Genomic DNA, 24,686 nt, shown 5'->3' with positions numbered 1-24,686 from the left:
GAACGCATTTTGATTAAATGAACCAGTAGGTGATACCTATCTTGTACATCATCGTGTGGGCGCCCTTGAGATTGAGCGTTGACCAGCTGCTGTTGTCATCTTTGCCGGGCTTGAAATCTTCATCGTAGTAATATTTAACATCGGGGAAAACTTCGTTGAATCCCATGTACCAACGGAATCCGATGGACAAGTTGTCTAAAACATAGTATCCCGCACCGATATTGATGCCAAGTTCAACCGGGGCTTGTTCGATATGTTCGAATTCCATGCCGCCGTCAATCTTGTAACTCCCGTGGACGTTGATTGAAATTTGCGGACCGACTTCGAGATAGAATGTGTTTGTGATGGATCCGCGCATGAAAAATGCGAGATCGATAAACATTTGGTTATAGCTTCTGTAAAGGTTGTCTTCTTCGTCTTCGTGGTTCAGGTTCAAAAAGCGGAATGCGATTTCTGGAGAAAACTTGAGGCCGTCGATGATGTCAAAACGAAGTGCTACGCCAAAATCGCCGCCAAAACCGCTCGGCTCGTCTAGACCGTCAGAAAGATCCTTAAATCCCCAGAAGTTACCGAAAATAAAAGAAGTTTTTGCGCCAATGCCGATATTCCCTTTCTTGGGTGCAGGGACTGGCTGTTCATCGATAGGCATGGCGTCATTGGTTTGTGCTTCTGTTGCAGGCTGTGCGTCGATGGGCGCGGCTGCTTGAGCCGGGGCTGCTTGCGGTGCGTATGCGGAGGGCTGATCAGTTGGTTGTGCTGTAGCAATGGCTGTTGCGCAAAGTGCGGTCAAAACGACGGTTGCAAATTTCTTCATAAAAACTCCTTTTCGAGGCAATTCCGATGATTGTCTCCTAACTTGTAATGAAAATATAATAAAGACGGCGTTGCATTGTTGTCGTAATAGGCGCTAAAGAGTCTTTTTGGAGGGAATGGAACCCTTGCCATGTTAAATGAAAATATGTATATATGAATTGTTGTTCATGTATTTAAACTATTAAAACGGGTATGGATATGCATAAAGAACCGAATACGCAAAATGTTTCGCTCGATACGCTATTTGAACTGTCTGAATTCTTCAAGTTCTTTGGCGATACGACGCGCATTCGCGTGATTCACCTGCTCCTTTCGGGCGAGATGTCCGTGAGTGCCATTGCTGAGAAATTGAACCTTGAACAGTCCGTGGTGAGCCACCAGCTGCGCATTTTGCGAACGGCGAATCTTGTGAAGCCGACTCGTGACGGTCGCAAGATTTATTACTCACTTGATGACGAACATATCGGCGAGATTTTCAATACGGGTCTTGCTCACATTTTGCATAAGAAGAAGGGCTAAAAATGAACTTTGTTACTGATTTTGTCTGGGAGTTTATCACGCTTTTTTCGGAGATGGCTCCTTTCCTTTTGCTTGGCTTTTTGCTTGCGGGAATTTTGCATGTCTGGGTGCCGAATCACTTGTATGTGCCTAAAATTGCAAAGTCGAATTTTGCGTCGGTGCTCTGGGCGGCAATCTTTGGTGTTCCGCTCCCGATTTGTAGCTGTGGCGTGATTCCGACATCGATTGCGATCCGCAAGGAAGGCGCAAGCAAGGGCGCCAGCGTGAGTTTCTTGATTTCGACTCCTGCGACGGGAGTAGATTCCATCTTGGCGACGTATTCGCTGTTGGGACTCCCGTTCGCTATTTTGCGTCCGGTGGCGGCGTTTGTGACGGCTTTGTTTGGCGGTGTGCTGACGAACTTTGCAACGCGTGGTGAACCTGTAGAAAATGCTGCTGCGGTGCATGACGGTTCGGCTGTGAAGCGTGAACATCACGATCATGAACATCATCATGATCACTGCGAATGCGGCGATCACGATGATTGCGATGATGATCATTGTGAATGTGGCGGCCATCATCACGAACACGAACATTGCGGTTGCTGCTGTGACGATGACCATGATGCGCCATCCGCGACGTTCTTGGGAAAGGTCAAGGAGACGTTCCGCTATGGCCTTGTGAACATGGTGGGCGATGTGAGCAAGTGGCTCATGATTGGCCTTGTGCTTGGTGCGTTGATTTCTGCATTTGTTCCGAACGAACTGTTCCTCGCGCTGCGTGAATACCCGATTCTCTGCATGGTCTGCGTATTGCTTTTGGCAATGCCGATGTACACGTGCGCTACGGGTTCTATTCCGCTTGCACTCGCCCTTGTGGCGAAGGGAATTACTCCGGGGGCAGCCCTTGTGCTTTTGATGGCTGGGCCTGCAACGAGTATCGCTTCGATGCTTGTGGTCGGTAAGGCTTTTGGCAAGCGTACGCTCGCTGCATACTTGTTCTCGATTGCGTTTGGCGCGATGTTCTTTGGCTTTATCGTCGATACGTTCTTTATGGATACGTTCCTCTCGGCGATGCTTCCGCAAGGTTCTGCGGATTGCCATGGACACGAGGCTTTAGGTGTGTTCGATTACGTTTGCGCTGGACTCTTGGCTGCATTTATGCTGTACGCAAAGTTTGCGCATAAGGGCTGTGACGGTCATTGCGGTTGCGGCTGTGGCTGCGGCGATTCCTGCAAGTGCGCAGACTCTTGCGAAGATGACCATTGCGAATGTCATGAGCACGATGAACATGATCACGAACATGGTCACTGCGAATGCGGCGACTCTTGCGGATGCCATGAACACGGTGAACACGATCATCATGAACATCATCACGGCGCTTCGGCAGGCTCAGCGACCTTGGCTCATTCTGAGCCGGTCTCTAAAACCTACCGCGTGAACGGCATGAATTGCAGTCATTGCAAGGCTTGTGTCGAGAAAGCGGTTCGCCCGCTCGATGGAGTTGTATTTGCTGAAGCCGATGTTGCAAGCAAATCGTTGCACGTGGAATGGCACGACGACGATGATATCGACGAGGCCGCTTTGAAAACGGCTGTTGAAGAAGCTGGCTTTGAATTTGTCGGAGCTGCTAACGCTTAAAATTCGCGTTTCCAGCTAAGCGCTATTCTATCAAAATACCATTCGCGTCCAGATTTTATAAGGTGAGGTTCTTCCTCACCTTTTGTGTGTTCGGTCGAAAAACTTCTGCGGCTTGAAATCGTTGTGGCGACGATCAATGAATTCTTATCGTTCAGGGCGAGCTTTGCGATAAGGTGCAGCTTGGCTATCATGAATTTATTGTAAGTATCTGCAAACTGTCCGTAATCCTTTTTGCTGTATTGCCCGTAAAGATTTGCCATGATGCCGACCATTTCGACAAATAGGGGCATCTTGTAGCCGATCATCGCTGTAAAATCGTAACCTAGCCCGTTTACATATCCTTCAGTGTTTTGCCAAGCCCAAAAAGTTCCTTTGTCTAGACCTGTAATTCCCTGATAGATCATTTGGTAATAGGTGTATAAGATAACGTGTGTCCAGTCGCCTTCGATAAGTGCGCCTGTATCAAACTGGAATGTTGCGCCGAGCCAGTGCGTGTGGTAGTAGTGCGTGAATGGGGTTAGGTTTTCGTATTTGTTGTTCTGGAATTTGCAGAAACCCTCGAAGCCGAGTAGATTCCAGCCGGTTCCTATGCTTGCGCCGGCATCAAAAAGGAGGAACGGCAATGGTGAAAATGTGACGGTTACGATCGGGCGGATGGTGAGCGGTGAAAATTCCACCGAACCTTTTAGTTCGACATCGGCGCTGGATAGAAGTGCTCCTTCGCCAAGCGGGGTGGGAATCGTGTATGAGGTCGCCCAAGTTGCTTTGGCGAGAATCCCGTCGAAAGGCCCGGTCACTTTGGCGAAGTGGTCGCCACCTTTTTTGTAATCGCTTTTGAGGTAGTATGCACCATCAACGGTTAGCGTATGCTCGAATTTTTTTTCGTCTTCGGCAAAGGAATGCGTTGCAGAAAACGGAAGTATTATGGCGACAAATGCCGCTGTCGTAAATACACCTGAAGTTTTTTTTATAAGAGAATATTTCATACCAACATCCTCTTCTAATATAATCTAAACTTCGCCGATGTGTGCAAGTTTTAATAGCGGCATTCCTGCTTCTCGGCTTTCTTCGAGATTAACCGTGAAGTCGATGCTCCAGTCGTTAAACCCTTCTTCGTCCTGGAGCATTTGCTGTATCTGCATAATGTTCCCTTCGTACGTGACGATAGTGTGGCTGAGTGCTCGACCTTCTACGTCCATGCGGAACTTATGGTGCTCGGCAGTGTAGGCTGCCATCGTTTCGATGAGCCGTTTTTCCGTCCACGGCGTTCCTTCGGCATCGGCTAAAAGTTCGCCTTCGGCAAGGTCGTCGGCGAGGCTGTCCAAGACATCCGAGAAGTCTTGCTTCTGCAAGCTCATCATGATCTGGAAAATGCGCTGGCGTACCATGTTGAGGAATCGCTTCTTGTCGTAAGTGATGTCTGCGGCGGCCTTGTCTGCACCGAAAGCCTTTTCGACTTCGTCTTCGGAAGCGCCTTCGTCCAAGCGCTTCTGGTAGTCTTCCGGGTGCGCCATCTTTTCCCATTCTTCCAAGAGGCTCGAGTCCACGCGGCGGATCATTTCACCGAGGTAGTCCTGCATTTCCAAAAGCTCTTCGTTCTTATAGCCGTCGGGCACTGTCTGCGAAAGCACCTTGTAGACGCCGTTCAAGTGACGGAGCAAGATCGCTTCCATGCGCTGCAAGTTGTATTGCTTCACGTAACCGCTAAACGTCGTGAAATTCTCGAACATCTCGCGCACGATGGACTTGGGTTCGATGTTTTCGTCCACCCACGGGTGAATGTCGGCGAACGCGTCGAACGTGTCGTAAATAAAATCGCGCAACGGCTTCGGATATTCGACCTTTTCAAGTTCTTCGAGGCGCTGGTTGTATTCCATGCCTTGCGCCTTGAGTTCGTTCATGCGGGCGTCGCGAACCTTGCTCTGCTGGATGCGCAAAATGGCTTCGGGATTCTCGAGGATGCTTTCACACAAGGTAATGACGTCGAGTGCGTATTCCGGTGAATCCTTGTCGAGCTTTGGGAGTGTGTCGAGCAGGTACAGCGAAAGCGGCTGGTTCATCGAGAAGTCGTCTTGCAAGTTCATATTCACGCGCAAGTGGCTGTAACCTTCGGCGACGGCCTGCACGAATTCGATAATCTTTTTCTCGACGAGACTCCTGAACAGCAAAAAGGCGCGGTGCTGCAATTGCTTCTTGCTTGCTACGCTTTCGTGGCAATCCTTGAGGAGCGCGCGCATGGCGCGGCAGCCGTCTGTCGGGCGGCTCAAAATGTTCAAAAGCATCCCGTGATTCACCTGGAAGCTTGAAGTAAGCGGCTCCGGTGAAGCGTCAATCAAACGCTTGAACGTGTTTTCGTCAAACGGAATGTAGCCGTGCTCAGGCGGTTTACGCTTTTGGAATTTTTTGCCGGTGGTGCGCGATTTCGCTTCGAGTTTCAAATTTTCAATGACGTGTTCCGGCGCTTGTGCGACCACATAGCCGACATTGTCAAAACCTTTACGACCTGCGCGACCAGCTATCTGGTGGAAATCTCGTGCGGTCAAAATGGCGGTCTTGTCGCCGCTGTACTTGCAGAGCTGCGTAAAGAGCACTGTGCGAATTGGCACGTTCACGCCCACGCCGAGCGTGTCCGTTCCGCAAATGACTTTGAGCAAACCTTGCTGGGCGAGCTTTTCGCAAAGAATGCGGTACTTCGGCAAGAGCCCCGCATGGTGCAACCCAATGCCCTGCTTGAGCCAGCGCTTGACATCTGGACCGTACGGGCTTGAAAAACGGACTTCCTTGATGGCTTCGTTGATCTTGGCTTTTTCTTCTTTGGTGCAGAGGTCAAGGCTCATGAAGTTCTGCGCGTTGCTTGCCGCTGCGGCCTGCGTAAAGTGGACGACGTAAACTGGAGCCTTGCCTTCGTTCACGAGCTTTTGCACTTCGGTCGAAATTTCGGTAGTGCTGTAGCTAAAGTCCAAGGGCACCGGACGCTGCGTCGAGCGGACGGTCACGGACTCGCGGCCAGTGTGCTTGGTCATGTCGCGTTCGAAAAATTCCGTAGCGCCAACGGTCGCGCTCATCAAGAGAAATCTCGATTGCGGGAGCGTCAAAAGCGGAACTTGCCAAGCGACTCCGCGTTCCTTGTCGCTGTAATAGTGGAACTCGTCCATCACGATGTCTGTGATGGTAAGCGTTTCGCCTTCGCAGAGCGCCATGTTCGAAAGAATTTCAGCTGTGCAGCAGATGATGGGGGCGTCGCGGTTGACGGTGGCATCGCCGGTTGAAAGCCCGACGTTCTCGGCACCGAATTCCTTGCAGAGCGCCATCCACTTCTCGTTCACGAGCGCCTTGATGGGGCACGTGTAAACGCTACGGCGGTTGTGCACGAGGCTATCGAAGTGCAGCGCAAGCGCGACCATGGATTTTCCGCTTCCGGTCGGTGTATTGAGAATGACGTTCTTGCCATCTAAAAGTTCGAGAATGGCTTCTTCTTGAGCGGGATACAGCGTAGTTCCTCGGCTCTCGGCCCACGCCATAAATTGTTCTAAAACGTCTTCGGATGATATGTCCGAACGGTGACCGTTGAACTTTTCAATGAGTTCATTCAAAAAATCTTTGAGAATACGCTTGTTTTGCTCTGCCATAATGTCGTAAAAATAACTTTTTGAAAATAAATAGTAATAACTTTTCTATTTTCGAAATCACAGGAGATTTGTTATGAAAGGAATCGTACTTGCTGGAGGCTCCGGCACTCGTCTGTATCCGCTCACGATGGTTACATCGAAACAGCTTTTACCGGTCTATGACAAGCCGATGATTTATTACCCGCTCTCGACCTTGATGCTGGCGGGCATTCGTGACATTCTCATTATCTCGACGCCTACGGACTTGCCGAACTTTGAACGCCTGCTTGGCGACGGCTCTGCCATGGGCCTCAACTTGAGTTACAAGGTTCAGCCGAGTCCAGATGGACTTGCACAAGCCTTTATCTTGGGTGAAGAATTTATCGGTAACGATTGCTGTGCGATGGTCCTTGGCGATAACATCTTCTACGGAAACGGATTTAGCCAGCTTTTGAAGGATGCTGTCAAGAATGCCGAGAAAAATGGCCGGGCAAGCGTGTTTGGCTACTACGTTGAAGACCCGGAGCGTTTTGGCGTTGTAGAATTTGATGACCAAGGCAAGGTGATTTCTGTCGAAGAAAAGCCGAAGGAACCGAAGAGCAATTACGCCATTACGGGCCTTTACTTCTATGACAACCGCGTGGCTGAATTTGCCGAGAAACAAAAGCCAAGCGCTCGCGGCGAACTGGAAATAACCGACCTCAACAAGACTTATCTTGACAAGGGTGAACTTGACGTGAAGCTCCTCGGTCGCGGCTTTGCATGGCTTGACACCGGCACGATGGACAGTCTCATCGAAGCGGGCGAGTTTGTGAAAATGGTCGAAAACCGCCAGGGCATCCAGATTTCTGCCGTTGAAGAAATTGCGTACAGAAATGGCTGGATCAGCAAGGAAAAGCTCCTGGAATCTGCGGCCAAGTACGGGAAATCGCCTTATGGGCAACACTTGAAGAAAGTCGCTGAAGGAAAAATTCACTACTAGGGGATCGTTGCTAGGATTTTTGCTTTTTAGCTCGGCTTTGCGGCCGGGCTTTCTTTGTATAAAGAAAATTTTTGTTATATTATCTCAATTCAAGCTCAAAAAAGAAGGAGGAGAGCGATGAACCTTGTTCGGTTCGTATTGCCAATATTGTTTTTGGCTGCATACTGTTTTTCAAATCCAGCCCGTAACGTCACATTTCCATTGAAACAGCCTGACGGAACAACGGTCCAGGTCCGTCAAGTGGGCGATGAATATTTCCATTTTTACGAAACTACGGACGGCTATATATTGCAAGAAGATGAACATGGCTTTTACGCTTACGCCGGAGCTGATGGTAAATCTTCTGGAATCTACGCTCGAAATGCGGGGGATCGCAACCAGGCGGATAAAGAATTTCTCTCAAGCCTTAATGAAAGATTGATCTACGAAAAAATGCTAGAAGATGCATCGCGTACTGAAAAATACAAGCTTGATGCTCCTATGTTTTCTAATTCTCCAATAATGCGTTTGCCTGAAGTGAATAGATCAATTACGCAGGGCGATGTCCGTGTGCTTGTAGTTCTTGTTGAATATGCAGATGTGAAGTTTAAAAGTGCAGATCCTAAAACCCAGTTCAATGATTTTCTGAATAAGGAAGGGTATAATGAATATTATAATATTGGAAGTGTTAGAGATTACTTTGTAAAAAGTTCCAATGGGGTGTTTCGCCCTACTTTTGATGTGTATGGGCCTGTAACGGTTTCTGGAACGCGAGCCTCTTATAGTGTAGAATCTACTAGTAGTTTGAATTCCTATGCGGCTAGATTGATTATATACGAAGCTTTGGATATGTTGAAAGATGAAATTGATTTTAGCTTGTATGATAAAGATGGCAATGATTGGGTTGATTATATCGGCTTGATTTATGCCGGTGTTGGATCTAATGGCTCGGGTGTAAAAGAAGCTATTTGGCCACATAGTAGTTCTTTAGATTATACTATAGAATTGGGTAATGGCAAAAGTGGCTATAGATATGCTTGTGCAAATGAAATAAATGTGACTTCGTATTACTACGATGAAACTACGGATGTTATAGAGGGAATAGGCACGATGGCTCATGAATTTAGCCATGCTCTGGGATTGCCCGATTTGTACAATACCAAGTATAATGATGGCTGGGATCGTGGTACGCCGAGTGTATGGGACGTCATGGATCAAGGTTCGCATAATTGTCCGGATAATGAAGACTATGCGACCGATTGTGCTCCTCCGCTTTATTCTGCATTTGAACGCATGTCTTTGAATTGGCTTTCTCCGGTTGAACTTGATTTTGAAGGCGCTGTGAAACTTGATAAAATTGAGGAAAACGTAGCTTATCAGATTACTAATAAAGAAAATTCAGATGAATTCTTTTTGCTGGAATACCGAACGAATAAAGGATGGGAATATCAATTGCCTAATTCAGGATTGTTGATTTGGCATATTGATTATCTTCCTTCGGTATGGAGAAGACTTACTCCTAATAATGATAGAACTCATTTGCGGGTGGATATTGTTGAGGCCGGTCCTGATTTTTGGCCTCGTGAATCAAACTCGTTCCCGGGAAGTGATAATGTAACTGAATTTGATCAGTTTGTTTTTTGGAATGGGCAAAATATGAATATAACGCTTTCTGATATTAGTGAATCGGAGGATAAAGAGTATGTCACGTTTAATGTCCGCATAGAATCAAGTTCTTCTGTAGAATCGTCGTCCTCTGAAAGCTTGTCGAGTTCGGAAATAGAATCTTCAAGCAGCGAACTTGAAGCGTCCTCAAGTTCCGAAGAAGAGTCTTCAAGTTCGGAGGAATCTTCGTCAAGTAGCGAATCTGAATCTTCTTCGTCCGAAGAACAAATGTCTAGTTCTGATGAATCGTCCTCTAGCTCGGAACCAGTTTCTTCTAGCTCCGAAGAATCCTCGTCAAGCGATGTTCCTGAATCGTCTTCGTCAGAACAGTCACAGTCTAGTTCGGAAGAGAATTCTTCGAGTTCTGATGCGGAATCGTCTTCTTCTGAAGATGTAGAATCGAGTTCTAGCGAGGGCCTTGTTGGCGTTTCTTCGAAAATATTGGCTCAGGGTGTTCACGTGAATGCGAAAAATGGGGCTATTTATGTATACGCTCCGCAGCAAGGCCGAAAAGTGGTTAGAATCTTCTCGCCAATCGGTAGTTTGCTGCTCGAACGAACGATGGACGGTTCCGAACTTGTTGTGGACGACAAAATTCTTGGAAAAATGAGCTTGATCTTGTCTGTAAGTCAAGAAAATAGAGCTTTGTTTACGGGAACGGTTAATATACGCTAGCTGTGGCACTCTAAAAAAGATTCCTTTCTTTAGTAAAAGAACCCGAAATGCTTTGTAATTTTATTGTAAGTAAATTGTATTTTGTTAAAATAAAATAACTGCAATTTATATTTAAATGTGTTAATTTGCTTTAAAAAATGTTATTTTAAATATGTGTGGTACTTTTTTTTAAAGAAGGAGATAAATATGAAAAAAGTCACTCTGTCAGCTGCAATTTTGGCGTTGGCAATGATGGGCTGCTCTGATGCAGGCCTGGATAACTCTGTTGCTTCGGTGAATGACGTAAAGACCGAACAGGATCGTACGTTCTTGGCTAAATTGACGCCAGAACCGATTTCCAGTGGTGAAGTTGGCCTTGAACATTCCGGATACAAAAGATATGTGTACCCGGAAGACGGAATTGCTGTTAGAGTACACTCTAGACCTGATGACTTTACCTGGAAATCAAGAGGTCGAGCTACAATTTGGGTGGAAACTTCTGTTGCGGCTGATTTAGCTACTATTGTTTCGGTTGCTGTTGCTGGATGCACTATGGCGAACAATGGCGATGTGACATGCGCACATCATAGAGCCAATTGGGACTCTAAGGCTATGACCAGGGGCTTTGACGTTTACACCGCTGAATTGCCCGTTCCCTATGAACAAGTGGGCGTTGTGGCGGCTTATGGTGCGGTGTGGAATCTCGGTAAGCCGAGCCAGAATGAGTTTAGTAGCGTGACTTATGGTGGTACTTTGCCGGATAGCTTGGCTTATTCTGTTTACCAAAAGTACGTTTTGCAGGCTGTCTACAATATTAACCATAGACGCCCCATCGACGAAATCCCATAGTACGTTGTCTTAGGACTCTCTTTGGTAAAAAAAAGGAACTCGGCCTCGCGCCGGGTTCTTTTTTTTTTTATATGTATGGATAACTGAATTTTTAAGTGTAAAATAATGCTAGTTTATAAATGAAATTTTTAGCTTATGTTAATTGATGGAATAGTTTTGTTTATAGAATGTTGATAAGTTTGTTTGTTTTTAAAGTGATAATGAAATTTGTTGATAACATGTTGTTTGTTTAAAATAAATTTTAATTTTTTAAATATTTTATCTTGATTATGTTGTAAAAGTGAATATATTTTGTTGTACCTCATATAACATATAAGGAGATAATATGAAGAAAATTACTTTGTCTGCCGCAATTTTGGCAATGACGATGATGGGTTGCTCTGATATGGGCGTTGACAATTCTGTTGCTTCTACGAATGAAGTAAAACAGGAACAGTCTCATAATTCCTTGGCTAAATCAGTTAACTATAATTGGGCTTCTGTCTTCAATCGCCTTCAAAATATGCAACCTACGAATCCCAATGGCGATGGTTATCAGTATTTTGCGTTTCCAGAAGCCGGTATTGGAATTATGTTCCAAACTCGTGATGATCTTGATTGGGATGGCTGGGAAGCTCAAGGTGAATTGTATGTAGCTGATAAGCCGTATAACCCAAATACAATTTATGTTGCTGCAGGTCTTTTCTCTGATTGCTCATTTGATGCACCTTATTATACTACCGCGAATTGCCGTGGGTGGAAACTTGTAGGCGAGGCAGAGGGTAAAAATGTAAGCGGTGTTCTTGCTGTTTCTCCTCGAAATCCTCGTGGGCAAAAGCTTTCTAAGGATAAGTGGTACATGGAAGTAGGTGCGGTCTCTGCATTTGTCGGTGTTTGGAACGAGGGTTCACCTTATGAAACTGTGGAGAATGGGGCTACTTACCATGGTGGAATGTTCGAGGATCATGGTGATCAAAAGGCTCGTGCGATCTATAGAACGTACATTTGGCCTAAAGTTCGCGATAAAATGCTTTATTAATTCTATTTCCTAGTCCCATTTAGACTAAAAAGAACTCGGCCTTGTGCTGGGTTCTTTTTTGCATAGAAAAATAACCAAAGACAAATGTCCAATAACCATTGGCTATTGACAATGACTGACAACCAAATTCTGACTTTTTCCCCACTTCCTACATCTTACTTCCTGCTGTCTACGGTGTACCTTTCTATATTTCCCATGTAAATTGGAGAAATGCATGAAACGATCTATTGTTATTACAGGCGGGGCTGGCTTTATCGGTAGCCATGTCGTGCGCCTGTTCGTGAACAAGTATCCTGAATACAAGATTATTAACCTCGACAAGCTTACATATGCAGGCAACTTGGCTAACCTCAAGGATGTCGAAGATAAGCCGAACTACAAGTTTGTGAAGATGGACATTTGCGACTTTGACGCGTTCTACAAGCTCATGCAGGATGAACAGGTCGATGGCATCATCCATCTTGCTGCTGAAAGCCACGTGGACCGTTCCATCAAGGATCCGTTTACTTTTGCTCGTACGAACGTCATGGGTACGCTCACGCTTTTGCAGGCCGCGAAGCTCTACTGGGAAAGCCTCCCGGAAAAGTACGAGGGCAAGCGCTTCTACCATATTTCGACGGATGAAGTTTACGGTGCGCTCAAGATGAACCACCCGGAGGGCATCACGCCTCCGTTCACGACGACTGCCTCCAGTTCGGAACACCATTTGGCTTACGGTGATGATTTCTTCTACGAGACGACGAAGTACACGCCGCACTCCCCGTATTCTGCTTCGAAGGCTGGCTCCGACCATTTCGTGCGCGCGTTCCACGACACCTACGGCATGCCGACCATCGTCACGAACTGCTCCAACAACTACGGGCCGTACCAGTTCCCCGAAAAGCTCATTCCGCTGTTCATCAACAACATCCGCCACAAGAAGCCGCTCCCGGTTTACGGCAAGGGCGAAAACGTTCGCGACTGGCTCTTTGTCGAAGACCACGCCCGTGCGATTGACGTGATTTTCCACAATGGCAAAATTGCTGAAACTTACAACATCGGCGGCTTCAACGAATGGAAGAACATCGACATCATCAAGGTCGTCATCAAGACCGTCGATAAGCTCCTTGGCCGCGCCGAAGGCGAAGACCTGAATTTGATTACCTACGTGACGGACCGCCTTGGCCACGATGCTCGCTATGCGATTGACTCCACCAAGCTCCAGAAGGAACTCGGCTGGGAACCGTCGTTGCAGTTCGAAGAAGGCATCGAAAAGACCGTGCGCTGGTACTTGGACAACCAGGAATGGCTGGACAACATCACGAGCGGCGACTACGAAAAGTATTACGAGAAAATGTACGGAAATAGGTAATGGGAAAGTTTAATTTCATAAATACTGAAATTGAAGGCGTAAAGATTATTGAGCCTACCGTGTTTGGCGATGCCCGCGGTTACTTTATGGAAACCTACAGCAAGCGCGACTTTGCCGAAGGCGGTATCGATGTTGACTTTGTTCAAGATAACGAGTCGCGTAGCAAGAAGGGCGTTCTCCGCGGTCTCCACTTCCAGAAGCAAAATCCGCAGGGCAAGCTTGTCCGCGTGATTGAAGGCGAAGTTTTTGATGTGGCTGTTGACCTCCGTAAGAACAGCAAGACTTTTGGCAAGTGGGTGGGCGTTACGCTCTCCGCCGAGAACAAGAAGCAGTTCTACATTCCCGAAGGCTTTGCTCACGGCTTTGTGGTGCTTTCCGAGACGGCGTCGTTCGTTTACAAGTGCACACGCTTCTACGCCCCGGGCGATGAAGGCGGCCTTATGTGGAATGATCCTGAAATCGGTATCGAGTGGCCGGTAGGGGATGGCTTTGAACCGCTTCTTTCTGAAAAGGATACGAAGAACCCGTGTCTCAAGGACCTTGGTTTCGCGTTTGAACTTTAGTGCCTGCTGCACTGTTGCTACAAAATCGGAACTATTAACTTGACTTTTAATTTGCTATTTTTTGATTACTATGAAAAATATTCTTGTCGTTTGCACTGGGAACATCTGCCGTAGCCCTACAGGGGAATACCTTTTGAAAAAGGAACTTGGACCGGGCTTTAATGTGATGAGTGCTGGGCTTGGCGCATTGGTTGATAATCCGGCTCATGAGATATCGCAGAAGATTGCATTGCAGCATGGCATTGATATGAGCGCCCATAAAGCGCGCCAAATCAATTTGGATATTCTCAAGTGGGCTGATTTGATTTTGGTGATGGAAAACGGACATAAAAGGGAACTTTTGCATAAATATCCGTGGCTTGAAGGTAAGGTTTTCCGTTATGGTGAATCTCACCAGGTCGATATTCCGGACCCGTATCGAAGACCTGAAAACGCGTTTGTCCTCGCATGGAATTTCATTTCCAAGCTGACACCGTATTGGGTTGAAAAGATTAGACAAAGTGAAGCTAATAAATAATTTAAAAAAGGTAATGTATGAATAAAATAGGTATAGCTCTTTGTGGTGTTGCTGCCGCTGTCCTGAATGGCTGCTTTGCGGCCCCTCAGATGCGGATGGACATCCCTACAGATTCCACAACCTATAATGGAATTACTTTCAAGTTGCATTCCATTGAAAAGGGCGATATGGGTGAACCGGTGGTTGCCGCTGTTAATCCATCCGAAGGCAAGTTGGAAGAGTTGATGGTAGATACGCTCCCTGACTTGGAGTACAGGATTGGACCTCTGGATATGGTGCAGGTGGTTGTGTGGGAACATCCGGAACTGACCTCTCCGATGGGACAGTACCAGCCGGCCGGCCAGAAGGTGACGACTGATGGTAAGCTTTTCTATCCGTATGCCGGTGAACTTCAGGTGGCGGGTCTTACGGCTCAGGAACTCCGTCTTGAAATCACTAGACGCCTTTCTGACAAGATCCTTAATGATCCGCAGGTGGATGTCCGTGTGACGGGTTACCACAGCCGCAAGGCTTTTGTTACGGGTGCCGTGAATAAGCCTGGCTTTGTAAACTTTGATGAAAACCCGATGACGCTTCCGGATGCGCTTGCTGCTGTCGGGGGCTTTGACGAAAAGGCAGATCCTACGTTTGTGCAGCTCCGCCGTGGCAACAAGGTCTATAATATCGATTACATCCGCGCCTTCAAGGACAATATTGCTATAGAACGAATCCTTGTAAAGCCGGGTGACCAGGTCTTTGTTCCGCTGAAGTCTGATACGGAAAGAGATAGAAAGGTCTATGTGCTTGGTGAAGTTGCAAGAAGCGGCATTGTTCGAATGGATAACTACCTGAGCTTGGCTGAAGCCTTGGCTGCTTCTGGCGGTGTAAATGCCATAAATGCTTCTCCAAAGGATATTTATGTTATTAGAAATACTTCGCCGGAAAAAATTGACATTTATCAGCTGAATGCAAAGAACGCCATGGCGCTTGCGATGGCCGACCGCTTTGAAATGAATCCGCGCGATATTGTATATGTGGATGCTTCTGGTATTGCAACGTGGAACCGCCTTATCAGCTTGATTACACCGACGATGGGCATGGTTAAGCAGAGTCTTGATATAGGCTACGACATCCAGCTTTTACATAACAACGGCTGGAAATAATCTATCATAGGTTAAATATGATTAACTTGATTTTATGTGGTGGTAGTGGAACGCGCCTTTGGCCGATTAGCCGCTCTCTCATGCCGAAGCAGTTCGCACGTCTCTTTGACGGTGCGTCCCTGTTCCAGCGCACGGTAAAGACGAACTCCCGTATTTGCAGCGCTCAGTATATCGTGAGCAATGCGGAACAGTATTTCTTGGCCAAGGACCAACTCGAAGAAGTGGGCGCTAATGATGTCCGCTTCCTTTTGGAACCGGTCGGTCGCAATACGGCTCCGGCAATTGCCCTTGCTTGCCTTGGCCTTGATCCGGAAGATGTCGTTCTCGTGTCTCCGTCGGACCATGTGATTCGCAAGGCCGAAGCTTACGAAGAATGCTTGCGCAAGGCTGAAGAATTTGCAAAGAAAGGTTTCATGGTCACTTTCGGCATCACGCCGACGGGGCCGGAAACGGGGTACGGCTACATTGAAGCAAACGGTGACGATGTCAAGCGCTTTGTTGAAAAGCCGGACTTGGAAACCGCAAAGAAGTATGTTGCCTCTGGAAGGTTCTTCTGGAACAGCGGTATTTTCTGCTTCAAGGCTTCGACGTTCCTCGATGAACTTTCGACGTACTCTCCGGATATCTTGACGGCTGCAAAGATTGCCTTTGCCAATGCCAAGAAAGAAAACAAGGGTGCTCTTGTCCGCGTCGATCATGACGACATGATGAACATCCCGTCGAATTCCATCGACTACGCCGTGATGGAAAAGTCTGCAAAGGTAAAGGTCGTGCCGAGCGATATCGGCTGGTCTGACCTCGGCGCTTTCGATTCCCTCTATGGTGAATTCGACCATGACGAAAATGGCAACAACGTGAACGCAAAGCACTTGGCCATTGGTTCCAAGAATTCGCTCGTGCTCGGCGGTCAGCGCCAGATTTGCACGATTGATTTGGACAACATGCTCATCGTGGATACGCCGGATGCTCTCTTGGTTGCTCCTCTTGCAAGCAGCCAGAAGGTCAAGAAGGTCGTCGACGAACTCAAGGCTCGCGGCTCCGACTTGCCGAAGGTCCCGCAGACGGTCAACCGCCCGTGGGGCACGTACTCCGTGCTTGAATCGACGGACCGCTACAAGATGAAGCGCATCGTTGTTCGCCCGGGCGAACGCCTCTCGTTGCAGAAGCATTTGCACCGTTCGGAACACTGGGTCGTTGTGAGCGGTACGGCAACATGCACTGTTGGCGATAAGGTATTCTACGTGCGTCCGAACGAATCGACCTACATTCCGTCTGGAACGATTCACCGCTTGCAGAACGAAGGCAAGCTCCCGCTCGTGATCGTTGAAGTCCAGGTTGGTGAATACACCGGCGAAGACGACATCATCCGTGTGCAGGACGACTACAAGCGTTCTTAGGAGTAGACAGTAGGAAGTAGACAGTAGGAAGTCTTAACAAAGGCGGGTCTTGCGGCCCGTCTTTCTTGCTTTGTCATCCCGGCGTCCTTTGGCTTGTCATCCCGGCCCCTGTGCCGGGATCGCCATTTATAAAATAAAAAGCGAACCTCAACGGTTCGCTTTTTAATCTTTCGTCTTTAGTCTGAAGCCGCGAAGCGGCGTTCTTTCGTCTAACTTAGAACTGGCTCAGGAATCTCTGATCGTTGGCGGTCAAAAGCCCGATTTCCGGAATCTCGTGACGGAGCATGGCGATACGGTCGAGACCGAAGCCGAATGCAAAACCAGTGAACTTTTCAGCGTCGATGCCGCAGTTCTTGAACACGTTCGGGTCCACAGAACCGCAACCGCCGATTTCCATCCAGCCCGTGCCCTTGCAACGACGGCAGCCCTTGCCACCGCAGAACACGCAGCTCACGTCCATTTCTGCGGACGGTTCCGTGAACGGGAAGAAGCTCGGACGGAAGCGAGTCTTGACGCCTGCGCCAAAGAGTTTGTTCATGAACACCTGGAGCACGCCCTTGAGGTCGGCGAAGCTAATGTTTTCGTCAACGACAAGACCTTCGCACTGCTGGAACATTGGAGCGTGGGTGGCATCGTTATCGACGCGGAACACGTGGCCCGGAGCAATCATGCGGAAAGGCGGCTTGTGCGTTTCCATGTAGTGAATCTGGGTGCCCGACGTGTGCGTACGGAGCATGACCTTATTGTCCACGTAGAACGTGTCCTGCATGTCGCGGCTCGGATGGTCAGGCGGAGTGTTGAGAGCTTCAAAGTTGTACCAATCCGTTTCGATGTCGCGGCCGAAGTCCACATCAAAACCCATCTGCGCAAAGAAGTCGATGATTTCTTCGCGAACGTCGTACAGCGGATGCGTAGAGCCGGCAGCGATGCCAGCGCCCGGGAGCGTGATATCGACAGCGCCACTGGCGAGCTTCTTCTGGAGAGCGGCTTCGTTTGCGGTTTCGATAGCCTTGTCGATAGCTTCGGAAACGGCAACCTTCAGTTCGTTCACGAGCTTGCCGTAAGCGGGACGTTCTTCGGCGCTGAGCGAACCCATCTGCTTCATGAGGTCGGTGACGGCGCCTTTCTTGCCGAGGTACTTTACGCGGAGATTGTTGACCGCTTCTTGATTGGTGAGGTCCGTTTGTGCAAGTTCTGCATCAAAGGCCTGCTTGACATTGTTAATAGCTTCACTCATAGTACGGCAAAATTTAGAAAAATAGCGGCCTCATTGCACGAGTTGATGCAAAAAAACTCCCCGGTAGGGGAGTTTGCTAAAAGTGAAGGTTCTATTCCACTCTACATTTTATCATGCTTTCTTTGCAGGACGTGTAAAGGACGCGTTCACAGGGATTTTCACCTGCAAGGCAAAGACCCAGAGTGGCATCGTCGCATGTCCCGTTGCTGCATGTTGACGCGTTCGAGTTTGAACCAATGCCGTTGCCCCTTATCGTGATGTGGGCCTTTCTGTCGTCGCTTCGGCAATAGACATTTCGATTTTGCCACCCGTCAACTTTGATGAATACGGAATCGTTGCATGCGACATCGACGGTATTCCAGTCGCCCCATTCGTTGTGGCCTCCGAGCTGCTTGATGGTATAGCCAGCCGTAGTAACTTCCGTAAAGCATTCATAATTGATTTCTCCGGCATTGACGTATATGGAATATGTATTGGTGCCTGGATTGTCGGATACATAGATATCTTCTGATATGACGCCTGTGTTAGACTTGCTTCCTCCGGCGATTCGTTGACCGTTCATCCGAATTTGGATGTCATAGCAGTTCACTCCCATGTATGTTCCACTAATGTTGACTTTGGATCCTGCAAGAACCTTGTTTTTACTTGTCTTGCAGTTAAATAATGTGCTGTCGATGACATTTAACTTTGCTGAACATATCCTTTTCCCGTTTTTGGAGAAAAGCGTATAGGTGCCCGCTAAATTAGAGGTCTTGGATACAGGGATGATTTGCTCGGCATTCCTGTCGATCCATATATCTTCTGTCTTGAAGTTTGTTGATTGCAGGTAGACGTACATGCCGGATTCCATTCCGCTGGTAAAGTTTGCAATAAAGTTGGCGGAAGTTTCATTGGGTGTGAGATCCTTTTCGAAACTGCATGTGGCCTTGATTTCAGCAGGGGCGCTAGAACTGCTTTCTATCGGTGCAGTCGTGGAACTGCTTATGGTCTTAGAGCTGCTCGATAATCCAGGACGTGTGACTGTGATGGACATCGGTCCGCAGGTGGTGACGTTTTTCCCATTTAGAATAAGCTGTACAGTATAGATGCCCGAGGCAAGGTCTGCGGTGGGCGGCAGCTCATGATCGTATTTGCTTCCATGGCCCTTGTGAACGTGAGTTTCCTTGACCACTTCACTGATGTTGTCGAGAAGGACTGCTTGCATTTCCCATTCTGTTTCTGCGGTTGCGGTCAAGTCTGCGGAAACCTTCGTTCCCGTTACCTTGCAATTCGAAACCTGGATATTGTTAGAGATTGTTGCTGTTCCGCAATTTTTTTGGTTTCCGGAAACGGATATCTTGTATGTGTATTCTCCTGTTGAAAGAGCCGGAGACCATTCTTGCGTTGCGCCGGTTCCATTCCCGGTAGCGGATGCTCTTGTGATTCCTTCGGAGTCTTCGGCTGTGAGTATATATTCGCAGCTTGAATTTGGACATCCTGTAAATCCGTATGTTAAAGTGACTTTGTCTGTTCCGCTCGTCGTTTCAGTCTTTTCGACACTGCACGTGATGTCGATTGGCGAAATAATTACGGGTACTGTCGTGCAGCTGACATAGCCGCTATCAATGCTTTTGGCCCTGATTTCAAAAATGCGGGTTATTGCGGTCTCGCTCTTGTTGACTTGATCGTAAAGCCCTTCTTCGTTGAATGTGAACACGCCGTTTTCGGGGCAGGAAAGTTCGGTCATTTCTTCTATGGCACCTCCTGATTCTTTTACAGAACAGCCATTGATGGCCGCACCTTCCAGATTGGTGATGGTCGATGTCAGTCTCCATGAAATTCCGTTGTATGTCGCCTTGCAGTTGCTGATGTTGAGAGCGTAAGGGCAAGATGATAAAACAGAATTCACGTGATAAGATGAATAGGTGCTTTTAAGGGTTATTGCCTGGACAAATTCTGGGTTGAACGAATCCAGGTTCGATAAGTCGTTGACGTCAAAAGAATGCGTTCCGTTAGTTGTAATTTCTTTTGGAATGCTGAGGTTCCCGTTTTTGTCTTTTAAGTACAGGACAATCTTGTCGCCTTCTGCTTCTACGAAATCCGAAATGTCAATCAGCAAGATGGAGCCGCGTAGATTGACGATGCCTCCGTTTGCATCGACCGGAATTTCGAGAGTCTCCTCTGAATAGCCGTATATTGGAGTGTCTGAATTGTAGATCTGTGCGTTTTGGGAGCAGCGTTCGATTTCACCGACCCAGAAGGAACCGCAGCTTGTCCAGGTCCCTTCGAGGCTGGACTGGTCGGAGCATTCTGAAATCTTGACTTTGGCATCGTTGATGGTTGTCGTCCCGTACGGTGTTGTATAAGATGTTCCGTGAACATCCTCTTCGGAGAAGTTGTATATAGATCCGCTAAGCTCTTTCCCAAAGAAGACTCCGTTTGCATCATGTTCGTTCCACCATGTTAAAAACCAGTTCCTGTTGAACTTGTTCCCTTCGCAGCCGGATGTTGCGTTGCCGGTCGCATTGTCACAGCCATTGTAGTAATAGGTTATTTTGCAGCCGTGGTCTTCAAACCAGCTCGAAAGCCCGACCCACGGAGAAACATTTTTGTTCTTGGGAACGCGCCCGCCAAGGTAGTTTGCTTTAAATGAACAGTTAATTGTTGGATTTTCAAAACAGTCATCTGCGAAGAAGTAACTGCTCCAGCCGATATCGTAGATTTTGAAGGATGGGTCCGAAATGCTGAAGCCGACATAGCGGCTGTGCTCATCGCGAGAACCCAGGAACGATGAAATGTCCAGTTCGGCTGTGGCTGTGGAATTTTCGACGGTTGCCGTTATGGACAGCTTGTTTTCTATGGAAAGCTCAATCCACAATTTAATCATGTCCTCGGACCTTATCGAAAGCTTCTGTGAAGAAGATTTCTTTAGGACTGCATTTGTGCAATTGCTGCTCGTGACGGTATTTGCCTGGCTGGTTCCTTTGCAGACTCGCGCCGTCAAGGCTTTGCCGTTGCTTGCATCGCCAAAAATGTTCAGGATGGTGTAAGAGCTTGCAGAAGCGTCCGAGCTGAATATAAAGCCGGAACTCCATTTCTTGTTTGCGTTTTCAAGAATCGTTGTCTGCATCAGGGTACTCATGGTTCCGTGGATGCCAGCTTCTCTTGTGTTCAAGACGATTGTTGGGTTGTCGTTTTGTATGCCGTTGCTGAGTGTTATGGACCCGTTTTGGATTAATGGCGGAATACTTGCGCTATTTCCGTTGTTGGGGTACATGAGCTGCCAATCAGCATTGACTCCGGAAACGGAGCATGAATGGAGCTTCCCGCCTTCGCAGGAATTGATGCACTTTGTGGCGTTCCCGGAGCAGAATGCCGTTAACGTAGTAAAGTCTTCGTAGAAACAGTGCTTGTCCTTGTCGTTAAATACGGCGGTGATGGTATTGTTCGACGTTATTGGGCTAAGCGTGTATTCGTGGCCTGTTATGGATTTCGATGCTGTTGCGCAGTTTTCGCCATCGCATTCCCAACGTGAGAACTTGTCAGAACCTTCTTCTATATATTTTGTCTTGAGCTTCCAGCCGGCATAGACATTGCAGACGATGTTTCCATCGCTATTATTTTGACAGTAGCTTGAATTTGTGACGTCCGTGAAGTTGTCATCGTCATCGGCAAGCCAGATGGATACGCCGGAACCGCTAATTTCTGTACCCTTTGTTTTTACGGTCAATGTATACCGCTTTCTTTTTAAAGAGGCGTAGAGCTTGTATTCTCCATTTTGCTCGGCCTGCTGTATGGAATTGTTTTCTATGGGCAGCAGAAGTTCACAGTAGCTAGGAACATTGTTCATGTCCTTCAAGTGGATGGCCGTGTTTGTTGCGACGCTCCATTTATTATTTGCTGTTGTGACCTTTACGTTTGTTCCTACGGCGCGAACCCATTCTCCAGAGACAAGGTCGTCGCAGTCGAGGTTGTTTGCCTTTTGGTCGAATCCTTGTTCGGAACAGATTTGGCTGTTCTCGCTCTTGCTGCAGTATTGACCTATGCTGCCACGCTCTACCGTAACATAGCCCGTCATGGTAACGCTTGTTGAAGAGAATTGCTTGATGATGCATCCGCTCATCGGGGTTCTTAAATAGATCTTGACGCTGCCCTGTTCTGCCGTTGCGGTCGTGGATACCGTAAACAAGTCAATTGTAGGTTGGTTGGGCGTGAATGTCAACGTGTAAACATCTTCAATATCGGAGGTTTCGCGCTTGACTAAAGAAGTTCCTGTAACTGGAGTGACGTGCCACCCGCTTGGGCGCGATGAAACGGCGATGTCGATTGTTGCGGGGCTTGGGTGCGAAGACGTTTCAACGGATGCGGAAACGGTTAAGTTGTTGCTTGTGGTGATGTCTATGAATTCAGCCGGGAATCTAATGGCAGGAGAAGAGCCCGTCTCGCCAGTGACGACTACATAGAAGGGGATGTCGCCCGTTTCGCCTTGGTGCTTACAGTTGTAGACATCGTCTGCGAGCATGTTGCCGTTTTGGTACAGCAGTCCATAAGTATTTAACGATGGATCGCAAGTGATTTTTGAGGGGTCTTTTTGTTCGTGTGCGCCATTTAGGTTGACAATGTCGTAGTAGTCGATGAGTTTCCCGTCAGGATTTTTAGTCAAGTAAATAACACGGGGGAGTATGACTGCTGAAGGAGATATCGGCTGTGCGGCTGCATTTCCGGATGTCTCGATTTTTTCGCGGCTTGAGTATTGCGATTCCAGAGAGATGATGAGCTGCGGTGACGTGGCTACATAGTAGGAATCGTATTGTACGGATGATCCTGAAATGACTGTTCCGCCTTCCTCTTCGTCTGTGCCTTCGGAGAGCTTCGTGTATTCCGGATTTTCTTTAATGATGCCTGCGTTTGCAAGAGACTTTAAAACGCTTCCGTCAAATTCAAGATTGTTGCCGCCCTGGTATTTTTTGAGCTTTTTCCCGTCGGCCATGATAACGCTACCCTTGAAGTGGATGCCGTTAATTTCGTTTATATCTTCTTTGGAATAGACGAGATAGTTGTAGGTGGCTCCCTGGCGCCCTTTTAGCTGGCCTGAGGCCCCTTTTTCAAGATAAAGAAATACGATGCTTCCGTTAGATGTCGGCGGCAAATTTACGTTTCCAAGGGATGTGGTGACGTCAAAGACGAATTTACCTACAAGCTCTTTGTTGACCGATTTGTCTTCTTGATACTGCCATTCGATAATCAGGTATTCGTCGTTGTAGAGCTTGTTTTCCTTTTTGGCATTGACATAGCACATGTTGAGTCTATCGATAAAGCTATCGTCGATATAAAATTTTTTATTGAGCCCGCAGAATGTATTTGCTTTCGCGGCTTTCCATGCGGATTCGTTCTTTAAAAGAATGGGTTCCGGGATTCTATGCGTTGTCGGCGAAATCATCTGGCCGTGTTTATTCATTTTATTGATGTGTTCCCAATAATTCCCGCTGACATTTTTGAGAACGTTGTCTGTTGCGCTCCATTCCTGGATTCGTTCATTGGAAACTTCACTTGCGTTAAACGAGAAAATACGCGCTTGTCTACAGTTGTCTTCGTCATCGTTTTTGCAGCGGTCCCTGTTGGCAAATGGGCGGGTCCATCCGTCCATATAGGCTCCGTAAGTATAGCTGCTGTTTGTTTGCGTTTCGATTTCGAATTGATCGTTGTTGTAACGGTAGACTTTGCCGCCTACGGTAAAGACGCGCTTCCCGTTGTAGTCGCCGCAGTTGTTGTCGCCCGTATTGCAGTAGGTCTTGATCTTGTATGGCATGTACAAATTTGCGCCGATGGCAAAATTTGTGTTGTTGTTTACATATCGAGACAGTTCAAGCTGTTCGTTTCCGCCGTCAGGGGCTGTATACTGATTGGTGAACACCCAGTTCAAGCCGACGTTGATGTCGTAGTCGTTCTCTCTGACAATTCTACCGCCGATAGTCAAGTTCCTGCTTACAAAAATTTTGCATAGTTGACTGATGTTGCCTTTTACATAAAGGTCTCCGTAAACCCTGATGGGCTGACCGTGTGGACATGTGACATTCCCGCCAATGTAAATGATGGATGTGTCGATGCCTGTTGTGCCGTAGATGAGTTCGCCGTCGCTGTTTAGGTTTCCACCGAGATAAAAATCTCCATAGTGATGAACGGTTCCTCCGTAATTTGCGTTGCCTGTGACAATCATGTCGCCCTTGACGACAGGGGTGTTGCTGTATGCCCAGTCGCCGTTGATGTTGCCTGAACCAATGGTGTCGTTACCGGTGATGCCATTGCTTGCGCCGTGGAATGCCTTGTTGAATGTGAACCGTTCGCTGTTCTGGGGAATTTTTATACGGTAAAGTCCGTCTACTTTGAGAATGGCGACTTCGGTGTGTTCTGTTCCATTGCGAGATGTTCCCTTAGAAACAAGCTTGAGCTTGTATGTATTTTTTTCGGTATTGACGCCGGTAAGCCAGACGTCGTAACTTTGGCTTGTGCGGTCTAATTGCTGCAAGACGGAGTTTAAATGTATTGGCCGCTTGTTGTTTTCGAGATATTGCTTGATGACTCCGCCGACGTCGTTTGCGTGGTTGGTCATCCAGGCGCGAGTGTTTTCGATGCCTGCTATAGCGCTTTGGTAAGCTTCTTGCCGTAGCATTCGCGTGGCACTGGAGCGGTTCTCTGATGTGAGCCATTTAAATGTCGCTGTTGCTGCGATTGTTGCAACAAGCATGAACAGAAGGACTGTTATTAAGGAAACACCTTTCTTGGACATGAACATA

General features: G+C 47.6%; 16 protein-coding genes. 11 read left to right on the top strand and 5 right to left on the bottom strand.

The genetic code is table 11. The features are described from left to right. Positions 1 to 13: 13 nt before the first annotated feature. The gene (locus ACJMM9_RS02545; RefSeq protein ID WP_405323564.1) at positions 14 to 814 is read right to left on the bottom strand and encodes an outer membrane beta-barrel protein; all 801 of its coding nucleotides are present in this window, start codon (positions 812 to 814) and stop codon (positions 14 to 16) included. Positions 815 to 1,005: 191 nt separating this feature from the next. Here ACJMM9_RS02545 and ACJMM9_RS02540 point away from each other — a divergent pair, with 191 nt between their 5' ends. Continuing rightward, complete coding sequence (locus ACJMM9_RS02540; RefSeq protein ID WP_254917473.1) at positions 1,006 to 1,332, top strand: helix-turn-helix transcriptional regulator; 327 nt, start codon at positions 1,006 to 1,008, stop codon at positions 1,330 to 1,332. Positions 1,333 to 1,334: 2 nt separating this feature from the next. Then, positions 1,335 to 2,951: an SO_0444 family Cu/Zn efflux transporter gene (locus ACJMM9_RS02535; protein WP_405323560.1), complete on the top strand. Its 1,617-nt coding sequence runs from the start codon at positions 1,335 to 1,337 to the stop codon at positions 2,949 to 2,951. Here ACJMM9_RS02535 and ACJMM9_RS02530 read toward each other — a convergent pair. Next, the gene (locus ACJMM9_RS02530) at positions 2,948 to 3,937 is read right to left on the bottom strand and encodes a hypothetical protein (protein ID WP_405323557.1); all 990 of its coding nucleotides are present in this window, start codon (positions 3,935 to 3,937) and stop codon (positions 2,948 to 2,950) included. The two genes, ACJMM9_RS02535 and ACJMM9_RS02530, sit on opposite strands and share 4 nt — an antisense overlap. A 24-nt stretch (positions 3,938 to 3,961) precedes the next feature. Continuing rightward, a complete protein-coding gene (locus ACJMM9_RS02525) occupies positions 3,962 to 6,580 on the bottom strand; it encodes a DEAD/DEAH box helicase (RefSeq protein WP_405323555.1) in 2,619 nt (872 codons plus the stop codon). Positions 6,581 to 6,653: 73 nt separating this feature from the next. Here ACJMM9_RS02525 and rfbA point away from each other — a divergent pair, with 73 nt between their 5' ends. From rfbA to ACJMM9_RS02480, 9 genes are all read left to right on the top strand, one after another. Continuing rightward, positions 6,654 to 7,541: a glucose-1-phosphate thymidylyltransferase RfbA gene (gene rfbA / locus ACJMM9_RS02520; RefSeq protein WP_405323552.1), complete on the top strand. Its 888-nt coding sequence runs from the start codon at positions 6,654 to 6,656 to the stop codon at positions 7,539 to 7,541. Between the two features lie 117 nt (positions 7,542 to 7,658). Then, positions 7,659 to 9,860, top strand: a complete 2,202-nt coding sequence (locus ACJMM9_RS02515) for a M6 family metalloprotease domain-containing protein (RefSeq protein WP_405323549.1) — start codon at positions 7,659 to 7,661, stop codon at positions 9,858 to 9,860. Between the two features lie 186 nt (positions 9,861 to 10,046). After that, positions 10,047 to 10,688 (top strand): hypothetical protein, encoded by a 642-nt coding sequence (locus ACJMM9_RS02510; RefSeq protein ID WP_405323546.1) that lies wholly within the window; start codon positions 10,047 to 10,049, stop codon positions 10,686 to 10,688. Positions 10,689 to 11,013: 325 nt separating this feature from the next. Next, complete coding sequence (locus ACJMM9_RS02505; protein WP_405323543.1) at positions 11,014 to 11,706, top strand: hypothetical protein; 693 nt, start codon at positions 11,014 to 11,016, stop codon at positions 11,704 to 11,706. A 214-nt stretch (positions 11,707 to 11,920) separates the two neighbouring features. Beyond that, positions 11,921 to 13,057: a dTDP-glucose 4,6-dehydratase gene (locus tag ACJMM9_RS02500; protein ID WP_088640863.1), complete on the top strand. Its 1,137-nt coding sequence runs from the start codon at positions 11,921 to 11,923 to the stop codon at positions 13,055 to 13,057. Next, complete coding sequence (gene rfbC, locus ACJMM9_RS02495) at positions 13,057 to 13,620, top strand: dTDP-4-dehydrorhamnose 3,5-epimerase (protein WP_405323540.1); 564 nt, start codon at positions 13,057 to 13,059, stop codon at positions 13,618 to 13,620. The genes ACJMM9_RS02500 and rfbC overlap by 1 nt, the downstream gene beginning before the upstream one ends. Positions 13,621 to 13,690: 70 nt before the next feature. Next, on the top strand, positions 13,691 to 14,137 hold the full coding sequence (locus ACJMM9_RS02490; protein WP_088640865.1) for a low molecular weight protein-tyrosine-phosphatase: 447 nt from the start codon (positions 13,691 to 13,693) through the stop codon (positions 14,135 to 14,137). Positions 14,138 to 14,154: 17 nt separating this feature from the next. Then, entirely contained in the window at positions 14,155 to 15,279 is a 1,125-nt protein-coding gene (locus tag ACJMM9_RS02485) for a polysaccharide biosynthesis/export family protein (protein ID WP_405323536.1), read from the top strand. Between the two features lie 17 nt (positions 15,280 to 15,296). Beyond that, on the top strand, positions 15,297 to 16,676 hold the full coding sequence (locus tag ACJMM9_RS02480) for a mannose-1-phosphate guanylyltransferase/mannose-6-phosphate isomerase (RefSeq protein WP_405323534.1): 1,380 nt from the start codon (positions 15,297 to 15,299) through the stop codon (positions 16,674 to 16,676). Positions 16,677 to 16,890: 214 nt separating this feature from the next. Here the strand turns inward: ACJMM9_RS02480 and pheS are convergent, their stop codons facing one another. Further along, positions 16,891 to 17,913: a phenylalanine--tRNA ligase subunit alpha gene (gene pheS, locus ACJMM9_RS02475; RefSeq protein WP_073443178.1), complete on the bottom strand. Its 1,023-nt coding sequence runs from the start codon at positions 17,911 to 17,913 to the stop codon at positions 16,891 to 16,893. A 91-nt stretch (positions 17,914 to 18,004) separates the two neighbouring features. After that, positions 18,005 to 24,685 (bottom strand): hypothetical protein, encoded by a 6,681-nt coding sequence (locus ACJMM9_RS02470; RefSeq protein WP_405323530.1) that lies wholly within the window; start codon positions 24,683 to 24,685, stop codon positions 18,005 to 18,007. Position 24,686: the final 1 nt, after the last annotated feature.

Origin of the sequence: Fibrobacter sp., from assembly GCF_045112255.1 — a bacterium.
GTDB lineage: Bacteria > Fibrobacterota > Fibrobacteria > Fibrobacterales > Fibrobacteraceae > Fibrobacter.
This window is presented reverse-complemented; position numbering and strand designations above follow the sequence as displayed.